Genomic DNA, 23,841 nt, shown 5'->3' with positions numbered 1-23,841 from the left:
CATGAGCAAAAGGACGTCGCAGCGGAAGCACGCCACGGGCAAGCTCCTCACCAGCGAGCAAAGCAGTAGAGCGTGGAACTTTGCCGAAGTGATGACGCAGGCTGCCGCAGTGTTTGGATCGAAGGAAGAGGGAGTCCGGTGGCTTGTCGAACCCGCGCTGGCACTTGAAGGGCGGCGGCCGGTCGATTTGTTGTCGACGAGTGCGGGTGACGATCTGATAAAGGACCTGCTCACCAGACTGGAATACGGTGTTTACGCGTGACACCTTACCGGACATCTCCGGTCATACAAGGAGGCGTTCGCACTCGACATCCTTTTTCACCCACCCGCTACCTGAGCCCGTTCCTGGTCAATGAAACGCATGTTGCTCCGCTGACGTTGGCAGGCCGATCCGTAGGCAACTTGCTTGGGCCATGCGCGTCGCACGAGGCGCGCTTTCCGCCGGGGCATGTACTCCCATCCCGGTGCCGCGTCTGGCCATCGGCAGCATGCTGTCCGAGATCGACGCGACCGCCGGCGCCCCCTTCATCCACCCCGACTGAGAGCAAGGGCAACACGAAAAACGTTCTCCGGTATAATTCGAACGGTCGTTCTTTTTTATTGCCGAGTGTCCCATGAAACCATCCCGTTCCGAATTCCTGACCGTGCGCGGCTTGCGCACCCACGTGCGCCACTGGGGCAGGGAGGGCGCGCCCAAGCTGTTCATGGTGCATGGCTGGATGGATGTGTCGGCCTCGTTCCAATTCGTGGTCGATTGCCTGAAGAACGACTGGCACGTCATTTCACCCGATTGGCGCGGCTTCGGGCTGAGCGAGCGCAGCCACTCGGACACCTACTGGTTCCCCGATTATGTGGCCGATCTCGATGCCATTGTCGACCATTACGCGCCGGGCGAGGCGATCAACCTGCTTGGCCACAGCATGGGCGGCAATGTGGTCGGTATTTACGCCGGTGCCAGGCCGGCCCGGGTGCGCCGCCTGATCAACCTGGAAGGCTTCGGCATGCCCGCGTCGAATCCGGAAAAGGCGCCGCGGCGCTACGCCAACTGGCTCGACGAGATGCGCGAGCCACCCTCGCTGCGCACCTATCCGAGCCAGGCGGCGGTGGCGGCGCGGCTGCAAAAGACCAATCCGCGCCTGTCGGACGCACGCGCACAGTTTTTGGCGCAGCACTGGTCGGCGCAGAACGCGGCCGGCGCATGGGAAATCCTGGGCGACCCGAATCACAAGAAGCCCACGCCGCTCGGCTACCAGGTGGAAGAAGTAATGGCTTGCTGGTCGGCCATCACCGCGCCGGTGCTGTGGGTCGAGGCCGAGGACACGAATATGTGGCAATGGATGGGGCCGCGCGAAGAAGCGCGCATCGAGGTCGACCGCCGCCTGGGGCATTTGAAAACGGTGAGCACGCGCATGATGGCCGACGCCGGGCATATGCTGCATCACGACCAGCCCGAAGCGCTGGCCGCGATGGTGGAAGCGTTTTTGGTTTAGCGCCACACTCCGCGTCCATCGCCCAGTCAGCGTACAATAAAGCCTGTCCCCACTTGCTGCCGATCCGAGCCTTGCCTGCGTATGCTGAATGTAGATCTCCATTGTCACTCGACCGTGTCCGACGGCGTCCTGGCGCCCGCCGCCGTCGCCAAATACGCGCACAAGGCGGGGGTGAACGCGTGGGCCCTGACCGACCACGATGAAGTCGGCGGCGTGCCCGCAGCGCGCGCGGCGGCCGCCGAGCTGGGCATGCACTTCGTTTCCGGCGTCGAAATCTCGATTACCTGGGCCAACCACACCGTGCACATCGTCGGCCTGCAGATCGATGCCGACAACCCGGGCCTGGTGCAGGGCCTGGCCGCCACCCGCAGCGGGCGCGATGCGCGCGGGCGCGAAATGGCCGATCAGCTGGCGCGCGCCGGCATCCCCGGCGCCTACGAGGGCGCGCTCAAGTTCGTCGACAATCCCGACCTGATGTCGCGCACCCATTTCGCGCGCTACCTGGTCGAGTCCGGCGTGTGCGCGAATATCCCGGAAGTGTTCCGTAAATACCTGGTCGAAGGCAAACCCGGCTACGTGCCGCACCGCTGGGCCAGCCTGACGCAGGCGGTCGGCTGGATTCGCGGTGCCGGCGGCATTCCGGTGATCGCCCATCCGGGCCGCTACAAGCTGGGCATGGTGGGGCAGGGCGCCTTGTTCGATGAATTCAAGCAACTGGGCGGCACGGCGATCGAGGTAGTCACGGGCAGCCACACCCCCGACCAATATCACCTGTACGCCGAGGAAGCGCGGCGTTATGGCTTCCTGGCCTCGCGCGGCACCGATTTTCACGCGCCGGGCGAGTCGCGCGTCGATTTCGCGGCCTTGCCGCCGCTGCCGTCCAGCGTCAAGCCGGTCTGGCACGACTGGTTCTAAGGCATGCCGCAAGGCTGGCCGGATTGCTTACGGCACGCTTAAAACGCGCCGTTCCGGCCCTGGCGGGAGCGCTGCGGCTCTTGTATTTGTCCGCGCCAGCCCTATCTTGTTTTCCTGTTCATTAATGTCGACGCCGGGAGGCTTGCCATGAAGCGCATTTTGCTGTTCCTTGCCACTAACCTTGCAGTGATCCTGGTCTTGACCGTGGTGCTGAACGTGTTCGGCATCGCGCGCGGCGTCGGCGCGTCCGGCATCCAGATCGGCCAGCTGCTGGTATTTTCGGCCGTGGTCGGCTTCACCGGGGCGATTATCTCCTTGCTGATGAGCAAACTGATGGCCAAATGGTCAACCGGCGCGCACGTCATCGACAACCCGGTCACCCCCAACGAGGTGTGGCTGGTCAATACCGTGCGCAAGCTGGCCGAACGGGCCGGTATCGGCATGCCCGAGGTCGCCGTGTACGAGGGCGCGCCGAATGCCTTCGCCACCGGCGCCTTCAAAAATTCCGCCTTGGTCGCCGTTTCCACCGGCTTGTTGGAAAGCATGGACCGCGACGAGATCGAAGCCGTGCTCGGCCACGAAGTGGCCCACGTCGCCAATGGCGACATGGTCACGCTGACCCTGATCCAGGGCGTGGTCAATACCTTCGTGGTGTTCCTGGCGCGCGTGGTCGGTTTTTTCGTCGACAAGGTCGTGCTGCGCGGTAACAGCGAGCGGGGCCCCGGCATCGGCTACATGGCCACCGTGTTCGTGTGCGAACTGGTGTTCGGCCTGGTCGCGTCGATGATCGTCGCCTGGTTTTCGCGCCACCGTGAATTCCGCGCCGACGCCGGCTCGGCCAGGCTGCTGGGCAGCCCGCGCCCCATGCAGCAAGCACTGGCGCGCCTGGGCGGCCTGGCGCCCGGCGCCTTGCCCTCGCAAATGTCGGCGTTCGGCATTGCCGGCCACGGTTCCGGCTGGGGCGCCCTGTTCGCCACCCACCCGCCGATGGAAGAACGTATCGCCGCCCTCAACAACCTGCCACCCGCATGAGCCAATTTTTCCAGATCCATCCCGACAATCCGCAGGCGCGCCTGATCAAGCAAGCCGCCCAGATCATCCACGCCGGCGGCATTGTCGCGCTGCCGACCGATTCGTGCTACGCCCTGGTATGCCATCTGGACGACAAGGGGGCGGTGGAAAAATTGCGCCGCATCCGTGGCATCGATGAAAAACACCACCTGACCCTGCTGTGCCGCGACCTGTCCGAAATCGCCGTCTACGCGCGCGTCGACAACCGCCAGTTCCGCTTGCTCAAGGCGGCCACCCCGGGCCCGTACACGGTGATCCTGGAAGCGACCCGGGTCGTGCCGCGCCGCCTGTCGCACCCGTCGCGCAAGACCATCGGCCTGCGCGTGCCCGAAAACGCCATCGCCCAGGCCTTGCTGGCCGAACTGGGCCAGCCGCTGCTGGGCACCACCCTGATCCTGCCCGAGCTGGACGGTGAAGGCGGCGATCCGCTGACCGACGCCGACAGCATCCGCGAGCGCATCGACAAGCAGGTCGACCTGATCGTCGACGGCGGCGCCTGCTCGCTCGAACCGACCACCGTGATCGACCTGACCGGCGACGACGTGGTGCTGGTGCGCCAGGGCCGCGGCGACGCCGCCGTGTTTGGCCTCTGAAGCGCGGCCGCGCGGCAGTTCCGGGGCGCTGCCCCCGCTCTGCTAGAATCGTGCGATGAATAGCACTCACCAGACCATCCAGGCACTGTTCGTGTTCGCGATTCCGGTCCTGTTCGCCATTTCGCTGCACGAAGTGGCGCATGGCTACGTGGCCCGCTATTTCGGCGATCCGACCGCTGCCAGCGAAGGTCGCCTGAGCATCAATCCGCTGCGCCATATCGACCCCTTCGGCACCGTGGTGTTGCCGCTGGTGCTGTACTGGCTGATCCAGCTGCCCTTCGGCTACGCCAGGCCGGTCCCGGTCGAGTACGACCGCCTGCGCAATCCCAAGAAACACATGGCCTTCGTGGCGCTGGCCGGCCCGGCCGCCAACTTCGCCATGGGCGTGGCCTGGAGTATCATCGGCATCGTGCTGGCGGCGGCCGGCATCGGCGAGCGCTTCCTGTTCGACATGGTGCGCGCCGGCGTCAGCGTCAACGCGGTCATGATGGTATTCAACCTGCTGCCGATTCCGCCGCTCGACGGCAGCCACGTGCTGGCCAGCGTGCTGCCCGAGCGCGTGCTGCGCCTGCTGCCGACCGTGCCGCCGGACGGTGGACGCACCCTGGCCACCTTGTTTCCAATCGGCATGCTGGCAGCCTTGCCCAAGCGCCTGCTGCGCCTCGTCAACGATGTGGCCGTGATCGACGTGCTGATTTTCGCCGCCTTCATCCTGCTGATGCGCCTGCATGTGCTCGACAGTTTCCTGTTCAAGGCGATGACGGTCGCGATCGCCGCCTTTTCCCGGGTCGCCTCGCCCATTTCCTTTTTCCTGAGTTAATCCATGTACCCAGATCGTGTTGTTTCCGGTATGCGCCCGACAGGCACCATGCACCTTGGCCATTACCACGGCGCCCTCAAAAACTGGATCACGATGCAGGCGCAACAGCCCTGCCTGTTTTTCGTGGCCGACTGGCACGCCCTGACTACCCATTACGACGACCCCACGATCATCGAGCGCAGCACCTGGGACATGCTGGTGGACTGGCTGGCGGCCGGGGTCGACCCCTCGCAGGCGACCCTGTTCATCCAGTCGCGCGTGCCCGAGCATGCCGAACTGCACCTGCTGCTGTCGATGGCCACGCCGCTCGGCTGGCTGGAACGGGTGCCGACCTACAAGGACCAGATCGAGAACCTCAGTAACAAGGACCTGGCCACCTACGGTTTCCTGGGCTACCCGCTGCTGCAGGCGGCCGACGTGCTGATTTACCGCGCGACCCAGGTGCCGGTGGGCGACGACCAGGTGCCGCACATCGAAATGATGCGCGAGATCGCGCGCCGCTTCAATCATATGTACGGCAAGGAAAAAGGCTTCGAGGAAAAGGCGATGGAAGCGGTCAAGAAGCTCGGCAGCAAACGCGCCCGCCTGTATCTGGAATTGCGCACCGCATACCAGCAGGAAGGCAAGGACGATGCGCTTGAGCAAGCCCACGCCATGCTGGGCGATGCCCAGAGCCTGTCGATGATCGACCGCGAGCGCCTGTTCGGCTACCTCGAAGGCAGCCGCAAGCTGATCCTGGTCGAGCCGCAGGCCCGGCTGACGGTGGCCTCGCGCCTGCCCGGGCTGGACGGGCGCAAGATGTCCAAAAGCTATGGCAATGCCATTTCCCTGCGCGAAGACAAGGCGTCGGTGCTCAAGAAGGTGCGCACCATGCCGACCGACCCGGCGCGCGTGCGCCGCCTTGACGCGGGCGATCCGCGCAAATGCCCGGTGTGGCAATTGCACGAAGTCTATTCCGACCAAGCAACCCGCGACTGGGTGGTCAAGGGCTGCACCACGGCCGGCATCGGCTGCATCGAATGCAAGCAGCCGGTGATCGACGCCATCGTCAAGGAACAGGAGCCGATGCACGAACGTGCCCAGCAATACCTGGATGACCCCTCGCTGGTGCGCGCCATCGTCGCCGATGGCTGCGAAACGGCGCGCAAGCTGGCGCAGGAAACCATGCGCGATGTGCGCGAAGCGATGGGTTTGGCTTACACTTGATAAAGGATGACTTGATGACCGACACACTGACTACCGATGCATCGGCCTGGATTGCCCGCTTCGCGCCGCTGGCGCCGCGCGGCGAAGCGCTCGACCTGGCCTGCGGCACTGGCCGCCACGCGCGCCTGCTGGCCGCGCTCGGCCATCCGGTGATCGCGCTCGACCGCGACCCGGAGGCCCTCGCCAGCGCGGCGGGCGCGGGCATCAGCACACTGCAATTCGACCTCGAAGACGGCACCCTGGCCTGGCCGTTCGCCGAAGGGCGCTTCGCGCTCATCGTGGTGACCAATTACCTGCACCGCCCGCTGATTCCCGCGCTGGTGCGCAGCCTGGCCCCGGGCGGCTTGCTGATTTATGAAACGTTTGCATGCGGAAATGAAGAATTCGGCCGGCCGAGCAATCCCGCCTTCCTGCTGCACGAAGGCGAGCTGCTGCGCCAGGCGGCGGCCCACCAGCTGCGCGTGCTGGCCTTCGAAGATGGTTTTACCAGCCTGCCCAAGGCCGCCATGGTGCAGCGCCTGTGCGCCGCCGGGCCCGCTTTCGCGCGCACCGATGCCCGCCTGGACGGCGGCGCGGCGCCAACCGAAGCGCGATTCTAGTCAACAATGAACCATTCCGGCGGACGATCCGCTACAATCAGGCTTTTACTTACCAGCATAGTTACCTACATATGATCAAGGGCAGCATAGTAGCAATCGTCACCCCGATGCATGCAGACGGCAGTCTGGACCATCCGGGCCTGCGCAAGTTGATCGACTGGCACATCGCCGAGGGCACCGATGGCATCGTCATCGTCGGCACCACGGGCGAATCGGCCACCCTCAGCGTCGAGGAACACTGCGAACTGGTCAAGCTGGCCGTCGAGCACACCCGTGGCCGCATTCCGATCATTGCCGGCACCGGTGGCAATTCGACCGCCGAAGCGATCAAGCTGACCGAATTTGCCAAGGAAGTCGGGGCCGATGCCGCGCTGGTGGTGGTGCCTTACTACAACCGTCCGACCCAGGAAGGCATGTACCGCCACTTCAAGGCGATCGCCGAAGCGGTCGACCTGCCGATCATTTTGTACAACGTGCCGGGCCGTACCGTGGCCGACATGAGCAACGAGACCATCGTGCGCCTGTCCGCCATCCCGAACATCGTCGGCCTCAAGGATGCGACCGGCAACATCGGGCGCGGCCTGGAATTGCTGCGCAATGTCGATAAATCGTTCGCCGTGTACTCGGGCGACGACCCGACCGCGATCGCGCTGATGCTGTGCGGTGGCGCCGGCAATATTTCGGTCACGGCCAACGTGGCGCCGCGCGCGATGCACGAACTGTGCGCGGCCGCGATGGCTGGCGACATCGCCCGCGCCGTCGCGATCAACGACAAGGTCATGCCGCTGCACCAGAAACTGTTCATCGAGCCGAACCCGGTCCCGGTCAAATGGGCGATGGCGGAAATGGGCCTGATGCCTGCCGGCATACGCCTGCCCCTGGCGCCGCTGGGGCAAGACTGCCACGACGCCGTGCGCGGCGCCCTGCGCGAAGCCGGCGTCCTACCACAGCCCTGACCCGCAAGGGTCGGATCATCCCAGACACCAGCTGCCTTTCAGCTTCTCATCCAGTAACGACATGACTATTCGCAACACAATTATGATGGCCAAGGCCACGGCATTTCCTCCTGCAGCCACGCGCGGCCTGCTGCTTTCGGCGCTGATGGTCAGCCTGTCCGGTTGCGGCATGATCAGTTCCGTCATCGAACAGGACAAGCTCGATTACCGCGGCGCCAAGAAGGCCGCGTCGCTGGACGTGCCGCCCGACCTGACCCAGCTCGAACGCGACAACCGCTACAGCATCCCTGAAACGCGCGGCGTGGCCAGCGCCTCGACCTACCAGCAACCCAAAGGCACGACGGCGATGCCGGCGCCAGGCGGGCAGGCGGTGGCCGTGGCCGGTGGCGAGGGCATCAAGATCGAGCGCAGCGGCAACCAGCGCTGGCTGGTGGTGAACCAGACCCCGGAGCAGCTGTGGCCGCAGCTCAAGCAGTTCTGGGCCGATTCGGGCTTTACCGTCATCAATGAGTCGGCCACCACCGGCACCATGGAGACCGACTGGGCCGAGAACCGCTCGAAGATCCCGCAAGACTTCGTGCGCCAGTCGATCGGCAAGGTGTTCGATTCGCTGTACTCGACGGGTGAGCGCGACAAGTTCCGCACGCGCCTGGAGCGCACCCCGAACGGCACCGAAATCTACATCAGCCACCGCGGCGCGGAAGAAGTGCTGGTCGGCGCGCAAAAAGATTCGACCACCTGGACCGTGCGTCCCAACGATCCGGGCCTGGAAGCGCAATTCCTGAGCCGCCTGGTGGCCAAGCTGTCGGGCATTGCCGACGTCAAGCCGGCCGAAGCGGCCGTGGCGGCGGCGGTGGTGGCACCCCAGCACGCCAAGCTGCTGGGCGACACCGTGGAAGTGGATGAAGGTTTCGACCGCGCCTGGCGCCGGGTCGGCCTGGCGCTGGACCGGGTCGGCTTCACGGTGGAAGACCGCGACCGCGTGCAGGGCGTGTATTTTGTACGCTACGTCGATCCCGACCTGGCCGACAAGGATGGTTTCTTGAGCAAGCTGTTCAGCTTTGGCGCCTCCTCGGACAAGGCCAAGGAAGCGCAGCGTTTCCGCGTGACGGTCAAGTCTGAAGCGGGCGCGACGGTGAGCAAGGTGGCAGTGCAGAGCAACGACGGCAAGGCGGAAACCTCGCCGACCGGTGCCAAGATCTTGAAACTGCTGAGCGACGAATTGAAGTAAGTGTCGACGCAGCAATAAAAAAACCGGCCGAGGCCGGTTTTTTTACGTCGCCTGCGCAACAAGGTGCCCCCAGGCCTGTGGACGCTGACAGCCGCGTTGAGCAGAGCTGCCATGGACCCGCGCCTGCGCGGGGGAACGACCTTGACGCGAATCTGCGGACGAAAAAAAACCGGCCCGCAGGCCGGCTTTTTCAAATCGCGCTGATTACTTGGCAGCCGATGCAGCAGCCGAAGCAGCAGCCGAAGCGGCAACCGAAGCGGCGTTAGCAGCGTCAGCAGCTACGGAAGCGGCCGAAGCAGCGGTAGCTGCAGCGTTAGCGGCGTCGGTTGCTGCTGGAGCAACTGGAGCATCAACTGGAGCTGCTGGAGCAACCACTGCTGGGGTTTCCACAACTGGGGTTGGGGTAACAACTGCTTCTGGTTCTTTTTTGGTGCAAGCAGCCAGGGCAACGGCCAACAGGGAGACGATCAGCAAAGATTTTTTCATGGGTTTTCCTTAATTATTTCACTAAATTATGACGACGTATGTTGCGATGAATAATTACCGGTAATTATCGCTCGTTAGGGAATTCTCGTTAGCTTTCGTACCTGTAATGGTGCTTGACAGACAACGGAAACTTCCTAACCCGATATTATAGCTAAATTTGGTGCTCCGCAATAGCGGGAAGATGCTTTTATGGAAGCTTTTTGCGAACTGGCAACATTCACCTTGTGATAAAACGCCTCTTTATGCTCATTTCATCGGCCATTTTGCGTCAACTCCGATTTATATTCTGATCGGCAGGTTTCAGACCTTACAAACCCTTACAAACCAGTCGTGGTCGGATGTAACGTTGAAACAGCCTCAATCCAGATTCCCGCGAATCTTTCCTGGCTCAAATCGGTGGCTTGCGGCATATCGAAGGCCGCTTCCCCGCGCATGTGGTCGCTGTGAAAGCGGCGCACGATGTGCGCGCCGTCGGCGATGCAGAAGGAATCGGTCAAGTGATGCAGCGTGCGCGGGGTGGCGCGCGCCTCGATCTTGTGGTTGAACTCGCGCAGCAGGCGAATGAAGCGCGGATAGTGGCGCTCGATATAGGCGCTGTGATGCATGGCGATCTGGATGGCGCCACCGCCGGCCAGGAATTGCCGCAGTGCGGCATCGGTCTCGATGCTGCCGAGCGGAAACACCGAAAAATCCGGATCGAACAATTGCAGCGTGGACCGCGCCCGCCCCAGGCAGTCGCGCAGCTGCGCCTCGAATTCGGCGTGCGAGTTGAATGGCAGGGCGGTGGCGTCGGTCATGGCAATTCCTTTTTAGGCGAGTTCAATCCATCCATCCTGGTACCAGGTGTACAGCGCTTCCATCACATCGTCCGAGGCGCCGGCCAGCGCGGCGCCGGCCAGGGCGCGCTCGTTGGCCAGCACGTCGAGCACGGCCTTGTCGGCGCGGCCCACGGCAAACGATTCGCCGTTGATGAACACGTGCTTGCCACGATACAGCATCTGCGACTTGAGCGAGAGCACCACGCCGCGCTTGGCGGCGGCTTCGGCGAAGCGACCCATGGTCAAGGGCTTGGCCGGGCCGGTGAAGAACACATTATGCTTCGGTTCGGACATGTGCTCGCCGACGAAAATCGTCACGTCTTCCTCGGTAAAGCGCACCTTGTTCATTTCCTCGGTCATCGCCGCCAGCATATTGCGCGGGATTTCGGCCGGGTGTTTCGCCACTTCCAGGTCCGGATCGGCATAGCGGCCCGGCAGGTCGATCGAGTCGGCCATGAATTGCAGGAACGCTTCGCCCAGTTCCTGGTAGGACGGCGAACGGAAGCCGATCGAGTACGTCATGCACTCGCCCTCGGCCACGCCATCGTGCGCGTAATGGGGCGGCAGGTACAGCATGTCGCCCGCTTCGAGCAGGAATTCTTCCTGCGGCTTGAAGTTCTTGAGGATCTTGAGCGGCTTGCCTTCGACCAGCGACAAGTCCTTTTGCGCGCCGATGCGCCAGCGCCGCTTGCCGTGCGCCTGCAGCAAGAACACATCGTAGGAATCGAAGTGCGGACCGACTCCGCCGCCATCGGTGGCGTAGCTGATCATCAGGTCGTCCAGGCGCGCGTCGGGAATGAAGCGGAACTGGCGCAGCAGCGCGTCGGCGCCCTTGTCGGCCAGGTTGGCGCCCTGCACCAGCATGGTCCATGCGCGCTGCGTGCGCGGCGGCAATTCGGTCAGCGGACCATGCTGCATGCTCCAGTCGCCATCGACCTGGGTGATCAGGCGCGATTCGACATGGTTCAGCTTGGCAAGCGCGGCCAGGGCCTCGAACTTGAGCAGCGGCTTGAAGCCGGGGATCGCCTGGCGGATCAAGAGCGGTTTCTTGTGCCAGTAATCGCGTAAAAACTGGGCGGGCGTGATATCGCCCAAGAGCGTTAATTTTTTCATGCGACATTATAACCAAGTCCGAAACAGGGCAAGGCGGCGGGGAGGTATAATCCGCCAGTACACACTGAAAGGAAGCACTATGAAGATTGCCAAAAACACGGTCGTAACGGTCAAATACAAATTGTCCGACGCGCAGAACAATCTGATCGAAGACGGCAGCAAGCCGATGGTCTATCTTCACGGCGGTTATGAGAATACCCTGCCGAAGATTGAAGAAGAACTCGATGGCAAGGAAACGGGCTATGCCTGCGTCCTGCAGATCGAACCCGATGATGCGTTCGGTGACTACGATTCGTCGCTGGTCAAGGTCGAAGCGCGCGAGCGCCTGCCCGAGCCGCTCGAAGTCGGCATGCAGTTCGAAGGCATGCCCGACGGCCCGGACGGTTCCGAAGAAGCCATGATCTTCACCGTTACCGACATCGCCGACGACAAGGTTGTCCTCGACGGCAATCACCCGCTGGCCGGCATGGCCCTGCGTTTCGAACTGGAAGTGACCGATGTGCGCGACGCACTCGATGTCGAGATCGCGCACGGCCACGTGCATGGCGCGCATGGCCACGACCATGATGATGACGAGGAAGATGACGGCGAAGAGGGCGACCACTTCCGCAGCCACCCCGTGCATTAAACCCCGGCTTGCCGGGCGGCCCGCGGGTCGCCCGGCATCCGCGCGCTGCCAGCGCCGCTGGCCGGCAGCGCGCCCGCTTTACGGTTTCTGAAGCAGGAACATCTTCTCGCTGCCTGGCGCCACGCGCATGCGCAGCACGTTCGAGCCCACGCTCACATGTCCCAGGTTGGCGCGCCAGGCAATCGCCGGTGCCGGTCCCTGTGGCGGCGCGGTATCGATCAGCAGCACCTTCCCCGCGAATTTTTGCGCCATCGTCACGACCTGGTGGCGCGCCGCCGCATAGCCATCCTGGCGGCTGTCGCCCTGTCCCAGCATGGACAGCAGCCCCGGCTTGTCGCTGTGCGCCTTCATGTCCCCTTCGGTAAACAACACCACCGCGTCGAGCTTGTTGCGGTTGGCGATGCCGAACAGGCGCTTGAGCCAGAAGCGGTTGGCTACCGCGCGGTCCTCGAACTCGCTGTTGCGGCCCGCCTCGGGACGGTAGTGATTATTATCCGAGGGCAGGTTCATGGTCGCATACAGCACGTTGCCCATCACCCAGTGCGCGTTTTCGGCATAGCTGCGAAATTGCGAGCTGGCCGACAGGCGCAGCAAGGGCAGCTTGCGCTTGCCGAGCGAATCGGCGTCGGGATAAAACAGCTCGCGCATGCGGTTCAGGCGGTCCAGCGCCAGCTGGCCGCCGGCGCCATTGGTGCAGCCGCTCCAGTCGCTGGCGGCGGGCGCCACGATCATCGGCCGGCGCGCCTGCGCGAACAGGTCGCGCCGCTGCGTGTACAACTCGTCGCTGCACGGCTCGCGCTCACCCTTGATGCCGGTGGCGACCACGAAGGCGACCGCGCCATCGTCGCTGGCGGCGATGGCTTGTTCGAGCTGGGCGTCACCGCCGCCATCGGTGAAGCGGTGGCCGATGATGGCGAACTGGTAGGGCGCCGCTCCCTTCATGGCCGCCGCGCGCGCTTGCGCGGCGCCGGCATCGGCCTGCAGCGCCAGCAGGGCGGCGCACAGGAACGCGGCAAGTGGCGCGCCGCGCATCATGGCGCGGCCAGGCGCTTGAGCTGGTACAGCTGCTCAAGCGCTTCGCGCGGGGTCAGGGCGTCCGGATCGATGGCGGCCAGCGCGTCGTGCAGGGCATCGGGCGCGGCATCGTGCGCGCTGGCCGCTGGCGCATCGTCCGCTTCCACGCACGGCAGCGCGAACAGGTCCAGCTGCGGCGTGGTGTCGAGCGCCTGCGATTCGAGCCGCGCCAGGTGCTTGCGCGCGGCCTTGATCACCGCCTGCGGCACGCCGGCCAGCTGCGCCACCTGCAAGCCGTAGCTCTGCGACGCCGGCCCGGCCTGCACCGCGTGCAGGAATACGATGCTGTCCTTGTGCTCGACCGCCGACAGGTGCACGTTGGCCGCGCTCGGGTGGCTTTCGGGCAGCTGGGTCAGTTCGAAATAGTGGGTCGCGAACAGGGTGAAGCTGCGGCTCGCATCGATCAGGTGGCGCGCGATGGCCCAGGCCAGCGCCAGGCCGTCGAAGGTCGAGGTGCCGCGCCCCACTTCATCCATCAGCACCAGCGACTGCGCGGTGGCGCCGTTGAGAATGGCCGCTGATTCGGTCATCTCCACCATGAAGGTCGAGCGCCCGCCGGCCAGGTCGTCCGTAGCGCCGATGCGGGTGAAGATGCGGTCGATCGGGCCGATGGTCGCGCTGGTGGCCGGCACGTAGCTGCCGATGTAGGCCAGCAGGGTAATCAAGGCCACCTGGCGCATGAAGGTCGATTTACCGCCCATGTTCGGGCCGGTGATCAGGAGCAGGCGGCGTTCGTCGTCGAACTTGCAGTCGTTGGCGATGAAACGCTCGATCTGCTTTTCCACCACCGGATGGCGGCCTTCGCAGATCACCAGGCAAGGCTCGCTCACCAGTTGCGGCGAACACCAGTTGTGCTGCAGCGCGTGGGTGGTGAGCGCGGTCAGGGTGTCGAGCTGCGCCAGGCCTTGCGAGATGGTTTGCAGGGTGCCGATGTGCGGCGCCAGGTCGGCCAGCAACTGGTCGTACAGGAGTTTTTCGCGCACCAGCGCCTTGTCTTGCGCCGACAGGGCCTTGTCCTCGAACACCTTGAGTTCCGGCGTGATGTAGCGCTCGGCGTTTTTCAAAGTCTGGCGGCGGCGGTAATCGTCCGGCACCTTGTCGGTCTGGCCGTGCGTGACCTCGATGTAGAAGCCGTGCACCTTGTTGTACTCGACGCGCAGGTTGGCGATGCCGGTGCGGGCACGCTCGCGTGTTTCGAGGTCGACCAGGAACTGGCCGGCGTTCTCGGACAGGCCGCGCAGTTCGTCGAGTTCCGCATCGAAGCCGCGCGCGAACACGCCGCCGTCGCGCACCATGGCCGCCGGTTCCGGGGCCACCGCGCGCTCTAACAGGTCGAGGCAGATGGCGGGCGTGGCCAGCGCATCGTGGATGGTGGCCAGCAGGCTTGCTTCGCCGGCGCTGAAGGCTGGCTGCACCAAGCGGCGCAGGGCCGGCAACTGGCGCAGGCCGTCGCGCAGGCTGGCCAGGTCGCGCGGGCGCGCCGACAGCAGCGCGATGCGGGTGGTGATGCGTTCGATGTCGGGCACCTCGGCCAGGGTGGCCGAGAGCGCGCCGGCGGCGTCGCTCTGCGCCAGCGCGGCGATGGCCGCGTGGCGCGCGCGGGCCACGTTCTGGTCGCGCCGCGCGTGGTGCAGCCAGTGGCGCAGCAGGCGTGAACCCATCGCCGTGCGGCAGTGGTCGAGCAAGGAAAACAGGGTTGGCGATTCCTGGCCGCGGATGGTTTCGGTCAGCTCCAGGTTGCGCCGGGTAGCGGCATCGAGGCCGATGAATTCATTCTCGGTTTCGGTCGACAGGCTGCGCACGTGCTGCAAGCCGCGGCCCTGGGTCGACTGGGCGTAGCGCAGCAGCGCGCCGGCCGCGCCGAACGCGGCGCCCAGGCCATCGGCGCCGAACCCGGTGAGGGTGGCCACGGCCAACTGGTCGAGCAGGGCCTTGTGGCCGCCGACGACATCGAAATGCCAGTCCGGCACGCGCTGGGTGTGGACAGTGCCGTCGTCTTCGAACATGTCGGCGCCGCTACTGTCACTGCGCAGGATTTCGGCCGGGGCGATGCGTTCGAGTTCCTGTTGCAGGCGCACGCCGACGGTGCGGCTGTCGCCCGAGAATTCCATCAGTTTCAGGCCGCCGCTGGCCAGCGACAGCCACGCCAGGCCCGTGGTGACGACCTTGCGCTGGCTGATCATGCACACGGCGAGGAGGGGACGTTCGGCTTTTTCGGGCAGCAGGTCGGCGTCGGTCAGGGTGCCGGGGGTGACCACGCGCATCACTTTCCGCTCGACCGGGCCCTTGCTGGTGGCCGGGTCGCCGATTTGTTCGCAGATGGCGCACGACTCGCCCAGCTTGACCAGCTTGGCCAGGTACGGGTCGAGCGAATGGAAGGGGATGCCGCACATCTTGATCGGGTTGCCGTTCGAGGCGCCACGGGCGGTCAGGGTGATGCCGAGAATGCGCGCGGCTTTTTCGGCATCGTCGTGGAACAGCTCGTAAAAATCGCCCATGCGGTAGAAAACCAGCATGGTCGGGTAGTCGGCCTTGATGCGTAAATATTGCTGCATCATCGGCGTATGTTTAGTTTTGTCGCTTGACGTAACTTCTTGATTTGACAGCGTGTTCATTGCTAACTATTTGATTCCTATGATGTTTAGTCGATTGCCTGTTTGCGAAGTTTTGCGCATAAGCAAGCATGAGCATGCACAACACTGTATGGTTTAGCGTAGCTTTTTACTGTTTCATTTTCTCAGGCTACGCTAGAATGTCTCATCAGTTTTCCGCTCCCCGGAAAAGCTACGCCGACCTACGCCGAAAGAGACTTACCATGCAATTTGATGCACGAGCAGCCAAGCTACTCACAGCAGGCCAACACTTTACCATTACCGACTGTCCGGGGCTGCGCCTTGTCGCTACCGCGACGCTGCGTAGCTGGATATATCGCTATAAAAGTCCCGTGGACGGACGGATGCGGCAGACCAAGATAGGGGAGTGGCCGAAAATGTCAGCCGCTGCAGCAGGGGTTGAGTGGGAAAAATTACGCGCCTCGCGTGGCGCCGGCGTGGACGTGGCCGTGGAAAAACAGGCCGCCAGGCTGACTGAGCGAGTGGCCGCCGTCAAGGCAAGAGAGGACAAGAAAGCCGCCGTATATACCGTTGCCAAGCTATGTGACGAGTACCTCACGGAGCGCGTAGAGAAAAGCCGTGAGGAGAAGGGCGCAAAGGAAGTTCGAAGAATCTTTGCCACGATGCTGGGCGAGCTGGGTAACGTTGCGGCTGCTACATTGACCCGATCACAGGCGTTCGATCTGGTCTCAAGCTACGCACACATCCCCGTCCAGGCGCAGCGGATAAGGTGCGAAATGGGCGCCGCATGGGACTACGCGTTGGATGCTGGTCGTTTGCCGGAGTCCGCAGCTAACTGGTGGCGTCTGATACTGCGAGGTAAGTTGAAAAGCAAAGGACGGGTTCTGCAAGGTAAATCGATAGGGGTGCAGAAGCGGGTGTTGAGCGAAGCCGAGATAGGATTGGTCGTGCGATGGCTACCGAATTTCTCGCGCCTGGTTGAGGAAGTTTGCACGCTTTATTTATGGACTTGCACACGCGGTGCGGAGATTTTGGCAATTGAGGCGCATGAGGTCACTGATGAGGCTGATGGCCTTTGGTGGACTGTGCCGAAGGCGAAGACAAAAAATTCTTGGCGGGAGGAGGCTGGTGACTTGAGGGTGCCACTGATTGGGCGTGCGGAGAAGATCATCCGCCGGCGCTTAGCGGCGGCACAAGGGAGTTATCTATTTCCCTCAAGGGGGCGGCTGGGGTACGTCGAGCAAAAGACTATTGGTGTAGCGGTCTGGACGCACATGCCATATGCTCAAACGGAGAGCAAACGTGCACGCCTTCCCGTAACGCGGTGGGCGCCGCATGATCTGCGTCGCACTGGTCGCACCCAGTTGGCTGCGTTAGGTTGCAGCGATGAGGTCGCAGAGGCGGTCATCGGGCACATGCCTGGAGGGATCAAAGGCGTCTACAATCGTCACGCGTACGATAACGAGCGACGTCTGTGGTTGACAAAACTCAACGCGAGGTTAGAAGAGCTTGCACTTATCGGGGCTGACGGCCAAAAATTGACAATTTAACTATGTGTCAACATCTTTTTGGCGCGGATGGATACAAATTAGGGAAAATATGCACTAAGAATTGACAAATATTTTTTGTTAATTAAAAAACATAGACGAAGGTCACGAGATTTGCAATTTGGAAATTATCCAAATTCACTCAGTCAAAATTATGTGAAATGTTTGTTTTTTGGAAAGCGAGAAGGTATATTGATGAAGCGCGCGCATATCATCTTCTTAAATCCAAAAGGTAAACAATGAAAAAAAATTGGCGTCTGGCTAGTGTTGCGGCTGCATGCATTTTGCTTGCAAGCACTTCTTATGCAGCCAAGGATACAACGTCCATCTCGAATGCGATACGGCTTACCGGGGTTCCAGTGTTGGAATTTATGGATGGTCAAGTAGCTGCTAAGCTGGTCGGTAAGGCAAAGTATAAATTCAGCTATATTGATGGCGTTTTACAGACTTCCGAATCATCAAATGGCGACAAAGGCCAATACCTATACCAGCGCGACGGGCTGTTGGACCGCATTGTTTTTTCTAGCGGCGTAGTTCACATTCCTCGTTATGATGTTGAAGGAAATCTCTACGCGTTAGTCAGCACAAGCGGCAAGGCAGTTCGTATTTCGGGCAACGTCCGTGCGGGGCGGAAACTAGTTGTTGTGGAGGGAAATCAAATTGCAGCGCCGGCTCTTCCGACTGGTGCTAACAGAGTAGTCCCGGATGCGCTCGTAAATATATTAGTGGAAGTTGAAGGCTGGGAATCTAGCGTGGCAGCCGTGGGCACCGACAATACAAACAAAGAATGTGATCCCCCCGAAATAAACGATCCACTACGAGACGGCGTGACAGAGGCCCGGTCGTTAAAGTCGTTTAAGGCCTTAGCGGTTGCAAAGCCGGGGTCGAAGTCGGATGAGACGCCAGGAACCACCTGCGCGGTTGTAGTCATCACGGGGCCAGGCGGTGGTGGCGATGGCGGTGGCGGTGGTGATAGTGGTGGTAGCCCAGGCGGTGCGACTGGAGATACAATTCCAGCTGAAAATTCGCCGGGAACTGCCCCCAATGATACGCCTAGTCAGGGGGTTTGTATGGAACGTGCGTATAGGGCTTGGTTGCAGATGGACGGCTTTTGCAGAAGAGAGCCCAACGCACGTGATCGGCTGGCGTGTCAGGACGTGAAAATGCGCCTCTATCGCGACGAAATTGAATATTGTAGAACACTGTAAAAATCACAGTATGCCTATCGCTTAATGAAATAGGAATTACTCTTCGGCCTTGCGATTTCCATATATAAATTGGGATCGTGAGGCTTTGTACTTTGCAAAGGATTTTAATGACTGAACGTTTTGAAAAAATTGGGAACATCATTTATGGTACCCAAAGGCTAGGCGGCGCATTGGAAAGTATTGCGGCGTGGTTCGCGAGAGAGATAGCAGCGCCAGGCGTAAATAGTGATATTGTCCCTCTAGCTCCAGAAATTGCCAACCTCTATTTCCAAAAACGGCCCGGCTTTGATAAATTAAAGGCGGATTACCTCATAGTTCTGGACGCAGTCCTCAGTTTGGAAGCCAGTGCGGAAAAGGCAAGTGACATGACACCTGTCCAAATAGACGACAATCTCAAGCGCGTCAAGGACCTGCATTTTGTCTTGGCTGACGTGCTGGAAGGGTTGGGATGTTCTGAGATTTCCTCAACCGCTTTGCGTCGGAAAGGTGAAGGTATTTAGCAAGAGATTCTACCCAACCAAGCACGTAGATTTCTGGCGTCAAACCTGTTTCCTGTCGGCTGGCTCCAAAGCCGTCGCGCGCCGGACTACCCATGCCAGCAACGTTCGCAGTCACGCTGCGCGCCTCCCTGTATTCTCCGGAGGTAGGATCTGCGAGACGGGCCGTTCTTCGGCCCACTGCTCTACCTCCCGTACTAGCCACGCGACGCGACGCGGACCGATCTGGCGAGGCTTGGGAAAGTTCTCCTCGCGAACCTGCCGCTGCACACTATCCGTGCTGAGAGAGACCATGCCGGCTACGGTTGGAAGGTCAATGTAAAGTGGTTTCACTGCTGTCTTCATTTCTATTCCAAGTGATTCGTGTAAGTCATTGCCGCATCGATTGCGGCGCGGTCATCAAGCCCCGCAGCCAGTGCCACTACTAACGCGGCAGCACGTAAGTCGGCGGCCTCAGAACGCGCTCCAGTCAGCAGCGGTAAGGCCCAGTCTAGACGTGCAGTGTCGGTCGGCTTGGCGTTCTTCGGCGGCGCCTTCCGTGACGGGTGCGGCTCCGCTATTTGGCAAGCGCAGCGCTTCCCGAAAGAGAAGCCACTGCCACCACAGTTCTCGCATACCGGAGTTTTCATGCTGGGTCTCCCGAGTGAATTTCTAGAAAGCTGCCGAGCAGTTCGTGGAGGCCATCGACATACCCCTCACCGCCGTGGTACCAGCCCTGCGCAATCAATGCTTGAGCGAACGTCTCAGCGTCGTCCCGGTTGTAGCGAACGGGAGGGTAGCTTGTGTCGCGTGCCTTGTTGTTGCGTACGTCTGTGATAAGTACCCAAGGTCCATGCTTCTGGTAAATTTCCATGCCTCCTATGGCATTCGCCGTGTACCGCGTCAGCTTATCCACATCGATGAAGGCGTACCGCGCGATCGCTTCTCGTAGCTCCTCGATGGTGCGCAGAGCGACGGGATAAGGATGTTCCGCTGGGTACGCCAACGCAGTCCAGGGCATGTGTTCTGGCGCGCTTGAGGGCGCTGTGTCAGGACCAGCTTCAGGCTGCACCTTGCCAGCGTAATAGCTGGCGGTGATATTGCCGACCAGCCGGAGAACATCGGTGCGGTATGCCCCCAAGCTCTGATAACTAGCGGCGGTTGCATCGCTCGCCACCATGTTACGAAGGCGCCGCGTTGCAATGAGCATCGCTTCCGTACGTTCCATTACGCTACCTCCTCTGGTAAGAGCGGCTCAGCTACTTCGGCCGCAGGCATGGCTTCTATCGCAGCAGGCAGGTTGTGATTGTCAAACGCTGCTTCGGGCGACTTCGGGAATGGCCATGCTTCCACCGGCGCCACCACTGCGGTCTGTGCCTTGGTCTTGCCCTTCGTCGCGTTGACAGTCTTCACGATCTTTTTTTGTTGCTCTCGGACTTCTTCCGCAGGCGCAGGCTCGGGGGCAACGCCGACTGTTTCAGGCGCCTGTTCACCTGCGCTAGCCGTGATAAATCCGCCGGCGGCGTAGACAAATCCAGCCGCTTTGGCGGCGCGTTCCAAGGCGTCTATCAGGTCAAAGCGCGAAGCGTCGGCAATTACAGCTTTCGCTAGTTCATTGATTCGTTCTGGACTGATGCGAATGAATTTGACCAGATCGTCGTACTGCATAGCGGATGTGACAATAGGCGATGGGTAAAGTTGTTCCCGTACGGTCCCCGGATCGATGCCTTCAATCCTGGCCATTCGACTGAGTGTTTCAAATCGATCATCTGATCGAATTCCACCGTCCTCCAACTCCCAGCTTTCAACCTGTAGACATTCGCCAAGAACCAGGTCGACCAGAATAAGCTGGACTTCTTGGAGTGAGGCTTTGTCGATGTAAGCGCACACGTCGTCATCGCTGTGATTGGCGTCGCCGTACACATCGAGGACGTCGCTCGGCAAGGAGTAGTCATTGTTGTCGAGCAGGATTAACTTGACGAATTCACGTAGGGAATCCAGCGAAAGTCCGTTGGCTGCGCGATCGCGAAATTTTTTGTAGAGGGAAAGTCGAAATGCGTTTTCTTCTTTCAGAAGCTTGAGTCGGGCCTCCTTCAGCTCCGTTTCGGCAATGTCTTTGGCGATCTGTGCTTCGCTCTTCGGTGCATTGACGATCAGCGACATACGTTCAGCGTGTTGTTCGACTGTTTCGCAAGCACCGACCTTCTCTAACGCCTGTTGGACCGCTTGGCGATCATAGAAGGCGATGACGCTCCCGTCTTCGTTCTTGAAATAATTCGCAACGGGCGGCAGGGAACGCTCGTCAAGGAAATCGATCACAGATCCGTTATTTTTGGTGCTCGGAGCATTGCGATCGAACGTCCAAATTGTTTGGTCACCCCTCACCAGTTCACTGTCGCGTTGCCAGGTATTTGGAAGGGCCTTTTTCGCCTCGGCGCCTTCCAGCACCGGAACGCCTTTTTTGTTCGCTGTCACGACGACTTTGGCAAAGTGTGCAGCTTTCTTCTCGCCAAAGCAGTCAGGATCAGTGCAGACGTCTGCACTTTTTATGTCTGAGAAAATCTCAGGCTGATTGCCGGTCCTTTTCGGGCACTTGGTGCAGGCGCCGGCTGCGGCCAGCAGTTTTCCGTCACTCACTGGGAAAACGGCGGTGGTCAGGTCGAGCATGTAGCGATTTTGAATGTGCTCGACTGCCCTACGGTACGACAGCGGCTCTCCCGCTGGATATGCGTTTTTAGGATTGATGACCTCGTCCAGGGCTTTTGCCTGGAGGGCGGGCACCGGTATCCGCGCAATCAGCAAAGCCGTTGACGCGGAAATTTTATTGTCGAGGAAAAGCTCGCGTACGTCGTTGGTGAGGGCGCAAAGCTTGAGGCGACCGTAGACGTAGGAGCGGCTCTTCTTGATCTCGTCGGCAACCTGGTCGGCGGTTAAGCCGAACTGGAGCATGAGTTGCTCGTACCCAATGGCTTCCTCAAGTGGATGCGGGTCTTCACGCTGCAGATTCTCCAAGAGGCGGATCATTGCCGCGTCGCGGTCTGACATTTCACGAACCATCGCGGGTACGACCTCGATCCCCGCAATGATGGACGCGCGCCAACGGCGTTCGCCGGCAACGATTTCGTACCGTTCGGGCGCGTCCGCAGTTGGCGCAACCGGACGGATCAGGATTGGCTGTGCCACGCCCATGCTCTTGATGCTCTCGGCAAGTTCGTTAAGCGCCACTTGGTTGAAGCGTTTGCGGTTATCCGGTGACGGGCGAATCTCGTTCACTCGGTGGATGCCGAAGACTCCGTCATTTGCGGCGGTTGTAGTCACTACGGCTGGCTTTGTTGTGTTCTTTTTCATGATGAGTCCAATAGGTAGGAGAGGGCAGTTCATCACGCGCGGCTGGTGGTCACGGCGTGTTTGGCGTGGGGAATGCCAGTTGGACGAACGTGCCTGCTGGCAGCGTGACGTCGACAAGCCAGGTGGTAGCTTTTCTGTTCAACTGTTGTTGTGGTCGACGTGGCTCGCTGACGTGATAACCGCGTCGACGCATCAGGGCAAAGACCATCAGCAGGTCGAGCTGGACCCCGTCGGCGGAAACCAAATCAGGTGTGCAGACGTGTGCACTGCAAAAGTTATGGACAGTGGCCGTGGCGTCTTTATTTGGACAAGGTGTGGGCTGCATTTGCATCAGGAGCGCCTCGCACTCTTGGTCGCTTTGTCCGATACCTCATCAATCCTAGAGGCTAGGGTGTGGTCAAGCGCGTCGAAAGCGCCGCTCAGCGCACCGATGAAGGTGAATGCCGTCAAGTAGGCATCGGTGCCGGTGTGCTCGCTTGCGAGGGCGCGCTTGACGGCGCTCTCGATGGCGGCGGCGTAGATGGCGTCGGACATCTTAGGCCGCCTTCGGGACAACCGTGATGCTGTAGTGAGCGTCACCTTGGGTATCGGCAGCGTCCGAATATGCGGCGAAGCTTGTCATCGAAAGGGCTACGCATTGTGTGACTGCAAATATTGTTCGGATCGTAACTGTAAAGCTCATCATCATTGCTCCTTGTTGAGGTAGTGCTGATGATATTACTAAACGGTAATTTTGTTGTCAACACCAAATGGTAATATAGTTCGCCTCAGTTTCGCGGAGGCGAAAATAATCTTTACTTTGAGGTTCTCGGTGTGGGGGTCGAGTTGGCTAAACGCGACGGTGTTCAATGTTCGGTTTCGCGGAGGCGAAAAAAAACCCCGCTATGTGGCGAGGTTGCGTGCAGGGTAGGGCGGCGTTAAGGGCGACGGTCTGCGACCGTGCTCAATATCTCTTTGTCGATTGCCTTGATTTCGGCCAGCTCGACAAATAGGCGGGAAAATTGGTCGTTTACAGAGGCAGCCTGCAGTCTGGCGACGGTCTCCGCGTTGATTGAGCGGCCGTGATACTTGGCGGCCTCCTCCAGCTCTTGATAGAGCGAAGTGGGTAGCCGAAGCGTAGTTCGGGTAAGTGTTTCTGGTTGGGAGGCTTTGGTCATCGCACGATTTTTTCGTGCTTTTGCCAGATTGTGTTGTTTTTGACGCCAAATATGACACCAAATTTTAACCGCGAAGTTTCTTGACGGGTACGATAGTTGTTCGCACTTCCTACAGCAGAGCTGTGTGTGTGAGAATTTGTGGTTATTTGTATGCTAACTGCTGTGTAAACGCTTATTTACTACGGGTATCAATTTAAATGTTGCAAGGATATGGTTGTGCCGGGCTGACATTAGTGATTTTGGGAAATGAAGAACTTAGACAAAATAATCGAAGCGTACACTCGGATGGATGACCGTCGTCGCGAGGAGGCCGTGGTGCGGATGACGCGGATCGCAGTCTCGCACCCGAGAGAAGCAAGCGAAGCGCCGCGTGGACGGCCAGTGTATTTAAGCCTTGTTGTGGACAACTCGGCTCTGATGAACCCGAGCATAGTCGAGCGCCGTGTTCATGATCTCAGACCGACCGTCGTCGTCTGCGGAAAAATATAAAGTAAGTAATCGGTAAGCGTCCGGGTTCATCCACTCCGGGCCG

General features: G+C 60.7%; 26 protein-coding genes. 15 read left to right on the top strand and 11 right to left on the bottom strand.

What is annotated here, in order from left to right:
* Position 1 precedes the first annotated feature (1 nt).
* The 11 genes from F2P44_RS31145 (at position 2) to bamC (ending at position 8,881) form a co-directional block, all read left to right on the top strand.
* Entirely contained in the window at positions 2-262 is a 261-nt protein-coding gene (locus F2P44_RS31145; RefSeq protein WP_167093422.1) for an Xre family toxin-antitoxin system antitoxin, read from the top strand.
* 151 nt (positions 263-413) lie between these two features.
* Positions 414-542 carry a hypothetical protein gene (locus F2P44_RS36250; RefSeq protein ID WP_267877641.1) on the top strand — a complete coding sequence of 43 codons (129 nt, stop codon included), beginning with the start codon at positions 414-416 and terminating at the stop codon, positions 540-542.
* Positions 543-614: 72 nt separating this feature from the next.
* The gene (locus tag F2P44_RS31140; protein WP_167093420.1) at positions 615-1,490 is read left to right on the top strand and encodes an alpha/beta fold hydrolase; all 876 of its coding nucleotides are present in this window, start codon (positions 615-617) and stop codon (positions 1,488-1,490) included.
* An 81-nt stretch (positions 1,491-1,571) separates the two neighbouring features.
* Positions 1,572-2,405 carry a 3',5'-nucleoside bisphosphate phosphatase gene (locus tag F2P44_RS31135; protein ID WP_167093418.1) on the top strand — a complete coding sequence of 278 codons (834 nt, stop codon included), beginning with the start codon at positions 1,572-1,574 and terminating at the stop codon, positions 2,403-2,405.
* 147 nt (positions 2,406-2,552) lie between these two features.
* On the top strand, positions 2,553-3,437 hold the full coding sequence (gene htpX / locus F2P44_RS31130; protein WP_167093416.1) for a protease HtpX: 885 nt from the start codon (positions 2,553-2,555) through the stop codon (positions 3,435-3,437).
* Complete coding sequence (locus tag F2P44_RS31125; RefSeq protein ID WP_167093414.1) at positions 3,434-4,069, top strand: L-threonylcarbamoyladenylate synthase; 636 nt, start codon at positions 3,434-3,436, stop codon at positions 4,067-4,069. The genes htpX and F2P44_RS31125 overlap by 4 nt, the downstream gene beginning before the upstream one ends.
* A 55-nt stretch (positions 4,070-4,124) precedes the next feature.
* Positions 4,125-4,889 (top strand): site-2 protease family protein, encoded by a 765-nt coding sequence (locus tag F2P44_RS31120; protein WP_167093412.1) that lies wholly within the window; start codon positions 4,125-4,127, stop codon positions 4,887-4,889.
* A 3-nt stretch (positions 4,890-4,892) separates the two neighbouring features.
* On the top strand, positions 4,893-6,095 hold the full coding sequence (locus F2P44_RS31115) for a tryptophan--tRNA ligase (RefSeq protein WP_167093410.1): 1,203 nt from the start codon (positions 4,893-4,895) through the stop codon (positions 6,093-6,095).
* 14 nt (positions 6,096-6,109) lie between these two features.
* Positions 6,110-6,694 (top strand): class I SAM-dependent methyltransferase, encoded by a 585-nt coding sequence (locus tag F2P44_RS31110; RefSeq protein WP_167093408.1) that lies wholly within the window; start codon positions 6,110-6,112, stop codon positions 6,692-6,694.
* Between the two features lie 71 nt (positions 6,695-6,765).
* Positions 6,766-7,650, top strand: a complete 885-nt coding sequence (dapA, locus tag F2P44_RS31105) for a 4-hydroxy-tetrahydrodipicolinate synthase (RefSeq protein WP_167093406.1) — start codon at positions 6,766-6,768, stop codon at positions 7,648-7,650.
* Between the two features lie 61 nt (positions 7,651-7,711).
* Positions 7,712-8,881 (top strand): NlpB/DapX family lipoprotein, encoded by a 1,170-nt coding sequence (bamC, locus tag F2P44_RS31100; protein ID WP_370662770.1) that lies wholly within the window; start codon positions 7,712-7,714, stop codon positions 8,879-8,881.
* Positions 8,882-9,085: 204 nt separating this feature from the next.
* On the opposite strand, the gene F2P44_RS31095 is transcribed toward bamC, so the two are convergent.
* From F2P44_RS31095 to F2P44_RS31085, 3 genes are all read right to left on the bottom strand, one after another.
* A complete protein-coding gene (locus tag F2P44_RS31095; RefSeq protein ID WP_167093404.1) occupies positions 9,086-9,367 on the bottom strand; it encodes a hypothetical protein in 282 nt (93 codons plus the stop codon).
* Positions 9,368-9,684: 317 nt separating this feature from the next.
* On the bottom strand, positions 9,685-10,164 hold the full coding sequence (locus F2P44_RS31090; RefSeq protein ID WP_167093402.1) for a DUF7931 domain-containing protein: 480 nt from the start codon (positions 10,162-10,164) through the stop codon (positions 9,685-9,687).
* A 12-nt stretch (positions 10,165-10,176) separates the two neighbouring features.
* Complete coding sequence (locus F2P44_RS31085; RefSeq protein ID WP_167093400.1) at positions 10,177-11,298, bottom strand: cupin domain-containing protein; 1,122 nt, start codon at positions 11,296-11,298, stop codon at positions 10,177-10,179.
* 79 nt (positions 11,299-11,377) lie between these two features.
* On the opposite strand from F2P44_RS31085, the gene F2P44_RS31080 reads away from it, so the two are divergent.
* Complete coding sequence (locus F2P44_RS31080; protein ID WP_167093398.1) at positions 11,378-11,926, top strand: FKBP-type peptidyl-prolyl cis-trans isomerase; 549 nt, start codon at positions 11,378-11,380, stop codon at positions 11,924-11,926.
* A gap of 78 nt (positions 11,927-12,004) precedes the next feature.
* Here F2P44_RS31080 and F2P44_RS31075 read toward each other — a convergent pair whose 3' ends face one another.
* Positions 12,005-12,961: a hypothetical protein gene (locus F2P44_RS31075; protein WP_167093396.1), complete on the bottom strand. Its 957-nt coding sequence runs from the start codon at positions 12,959-12,961 to the stop codon at positions 12,005-12,007.
* Positions 12,958-15,558, bottom strand: a complete 2,601-nt coding sequence (mutS, locus tag F2P44_RS31070) for a DNA mismatch repair protein MutS (RefSeq protein ID WP_229423855.1) — start codon at positions 15,556-15,558, stop codon at positions 12,958-12,960. The genes F2P44_RS31075 and mutS overlap by 4 nt, the downstream gene beginning before the upstream one ends.
* A gap of 257 nt (positions 15,559-15,815) precedes the next feature.
* On the opposite strand from mutS, the gene F2P44_RS31065 reads away from it, so the two are divergent.
* The 3 genes from F2P44_RS31065 (at position 15,816) to F2P44_RS31055 (ending at position 18,828) form a co-directional block, all read left to right on the top strand.
* Positions 15,816-17,123: a tyrosine-type recombinase/integrase gene (locus tag F2P44_RS31065; RefSeq protein ID WP_167093392.1), complete on the top strand. Its 1,308-nt coding sequence runs from the start codon at positions 15,816-15,818 to the stop codon at positions 17,121-17,123.
* A 236-nt stretch (positions 17,124-17,359) separates the two neighbouring features.
* A complete protein-coding gene (locus F2P44_RS31060) occupies positions 17,360-18,328 on the top strand; it encodes a hypothetical protein (RefSeq protein WP_167093390.1) in 969 nt (322 codons plus the stop codon).
* Between the two features lie 107 nt (positions 18,329-18,435).
* Positions 18,436-18,828, top strand: coding sequence for a hypothetical protein (locus F2P44_RS31055; protein ID WP_167093388.1), 393 nt, complete (start codon positions 18,436-18,438; stop codon positions 18,826-18,828).
* A 111-nt stretch (positions 18,829-18,939) separates the two neighbouring features.
* Here the strand turns inward: F2P44_RS31055 and F2P44_RS31050 are convergent, their stop codons facing one another.
* The 6 genes from F2P44_RS31050 to F2P44_RS31025 form a co-directional block, all read right to left on the bottom strand.
* Positions 18,940-19,170: a helix-turn-helix transcriptional regulator gene (locus F2P44_RS31050; protein ID WP_187363493.1), complete on the bottom strand. Its 231-nt coding sequence runs from the start codon at positions 19,168-19,170 to the stop codon at positions 18,940-18,942.
* Positions 19,171-19,450: 280 nt separating this feature from the next.
* On the bottom strand, positions 19,451-20,032 hold the full coding sequence (locus tag F2P44_RS31045; RefSeq protein WP_167093386.1) for a hypothetical protein: 582 nt from the start codon (positions 20,030-20,032) through the stop codon (positions 19,451-19,453).
* The gene (locus F2P44_RS31040) at positions 20,032-22,152 is read right to left on the bottom strand and encodes a ParB/RepB/Spo0J family partition protein (protein WP_167093384.1); all 2,121 of its coding nucleotides are present in this window, start codon (positions 22,150-22,152) and stop codon (positions 20,032-20,034) included. The genes F2P44_RS31045 and F2P44_RS31040 overlap by 1 nt, the downstream gene beginning before the upstream one ends.
* Positions 22,153-22,201: 49 nt before the next feature.
* On the bottom strand, positions 22,202-22,483 hold the full coding sequence (locus tag F2P44_RS31035) for a hypothetical protein (protein WP_167093382.1): 282 nt from the start codon (positions 22,481-22,483) through the stop codon (positions 22,202-22,204).
* A complete protein-coding gene (locus tag F2P44_RS31030) occupies positions 22,483-22,686 on the bottom strand; it encodes a hypothetical protein (RefSeq protein WP_167093380.1) in 204 nt (67 codons plus the stop codon). Before F2P44_RS31030 ends, F2P44_RS31035 begins: the two co-directional genes overlap by 1 nt.
* A 383-nt stretch (positions 22,687-23,069) precedes the next feature.
* Positions 23,070-23,309, bottom strand: coding sequence for an Arc family DNA-binding protein (locus F2P44_RS31025; RefSeq protein WP_167093378.1), 240 nt, complete (start codon positions 23,307-23,309; stop codon positions 23,070-23,072).
* Positions 23,310-23,841 lie beyond the last annotated feature (532 nt).

Source organism: Massilia frigida (assembly GCF_011682175.1).
GTDB classification, from domain to species: Bacteria; Pseudomonadota; Gammaproteobacteria; order Burkholderiales; family Burkholderiaceae_D; genus Telluria_A; species Telluria_A frigida.
Note: the sequence above shows the minus strand (reverse complement) of the source record. Positions and strands in the feature narration are given on the sequence as shown.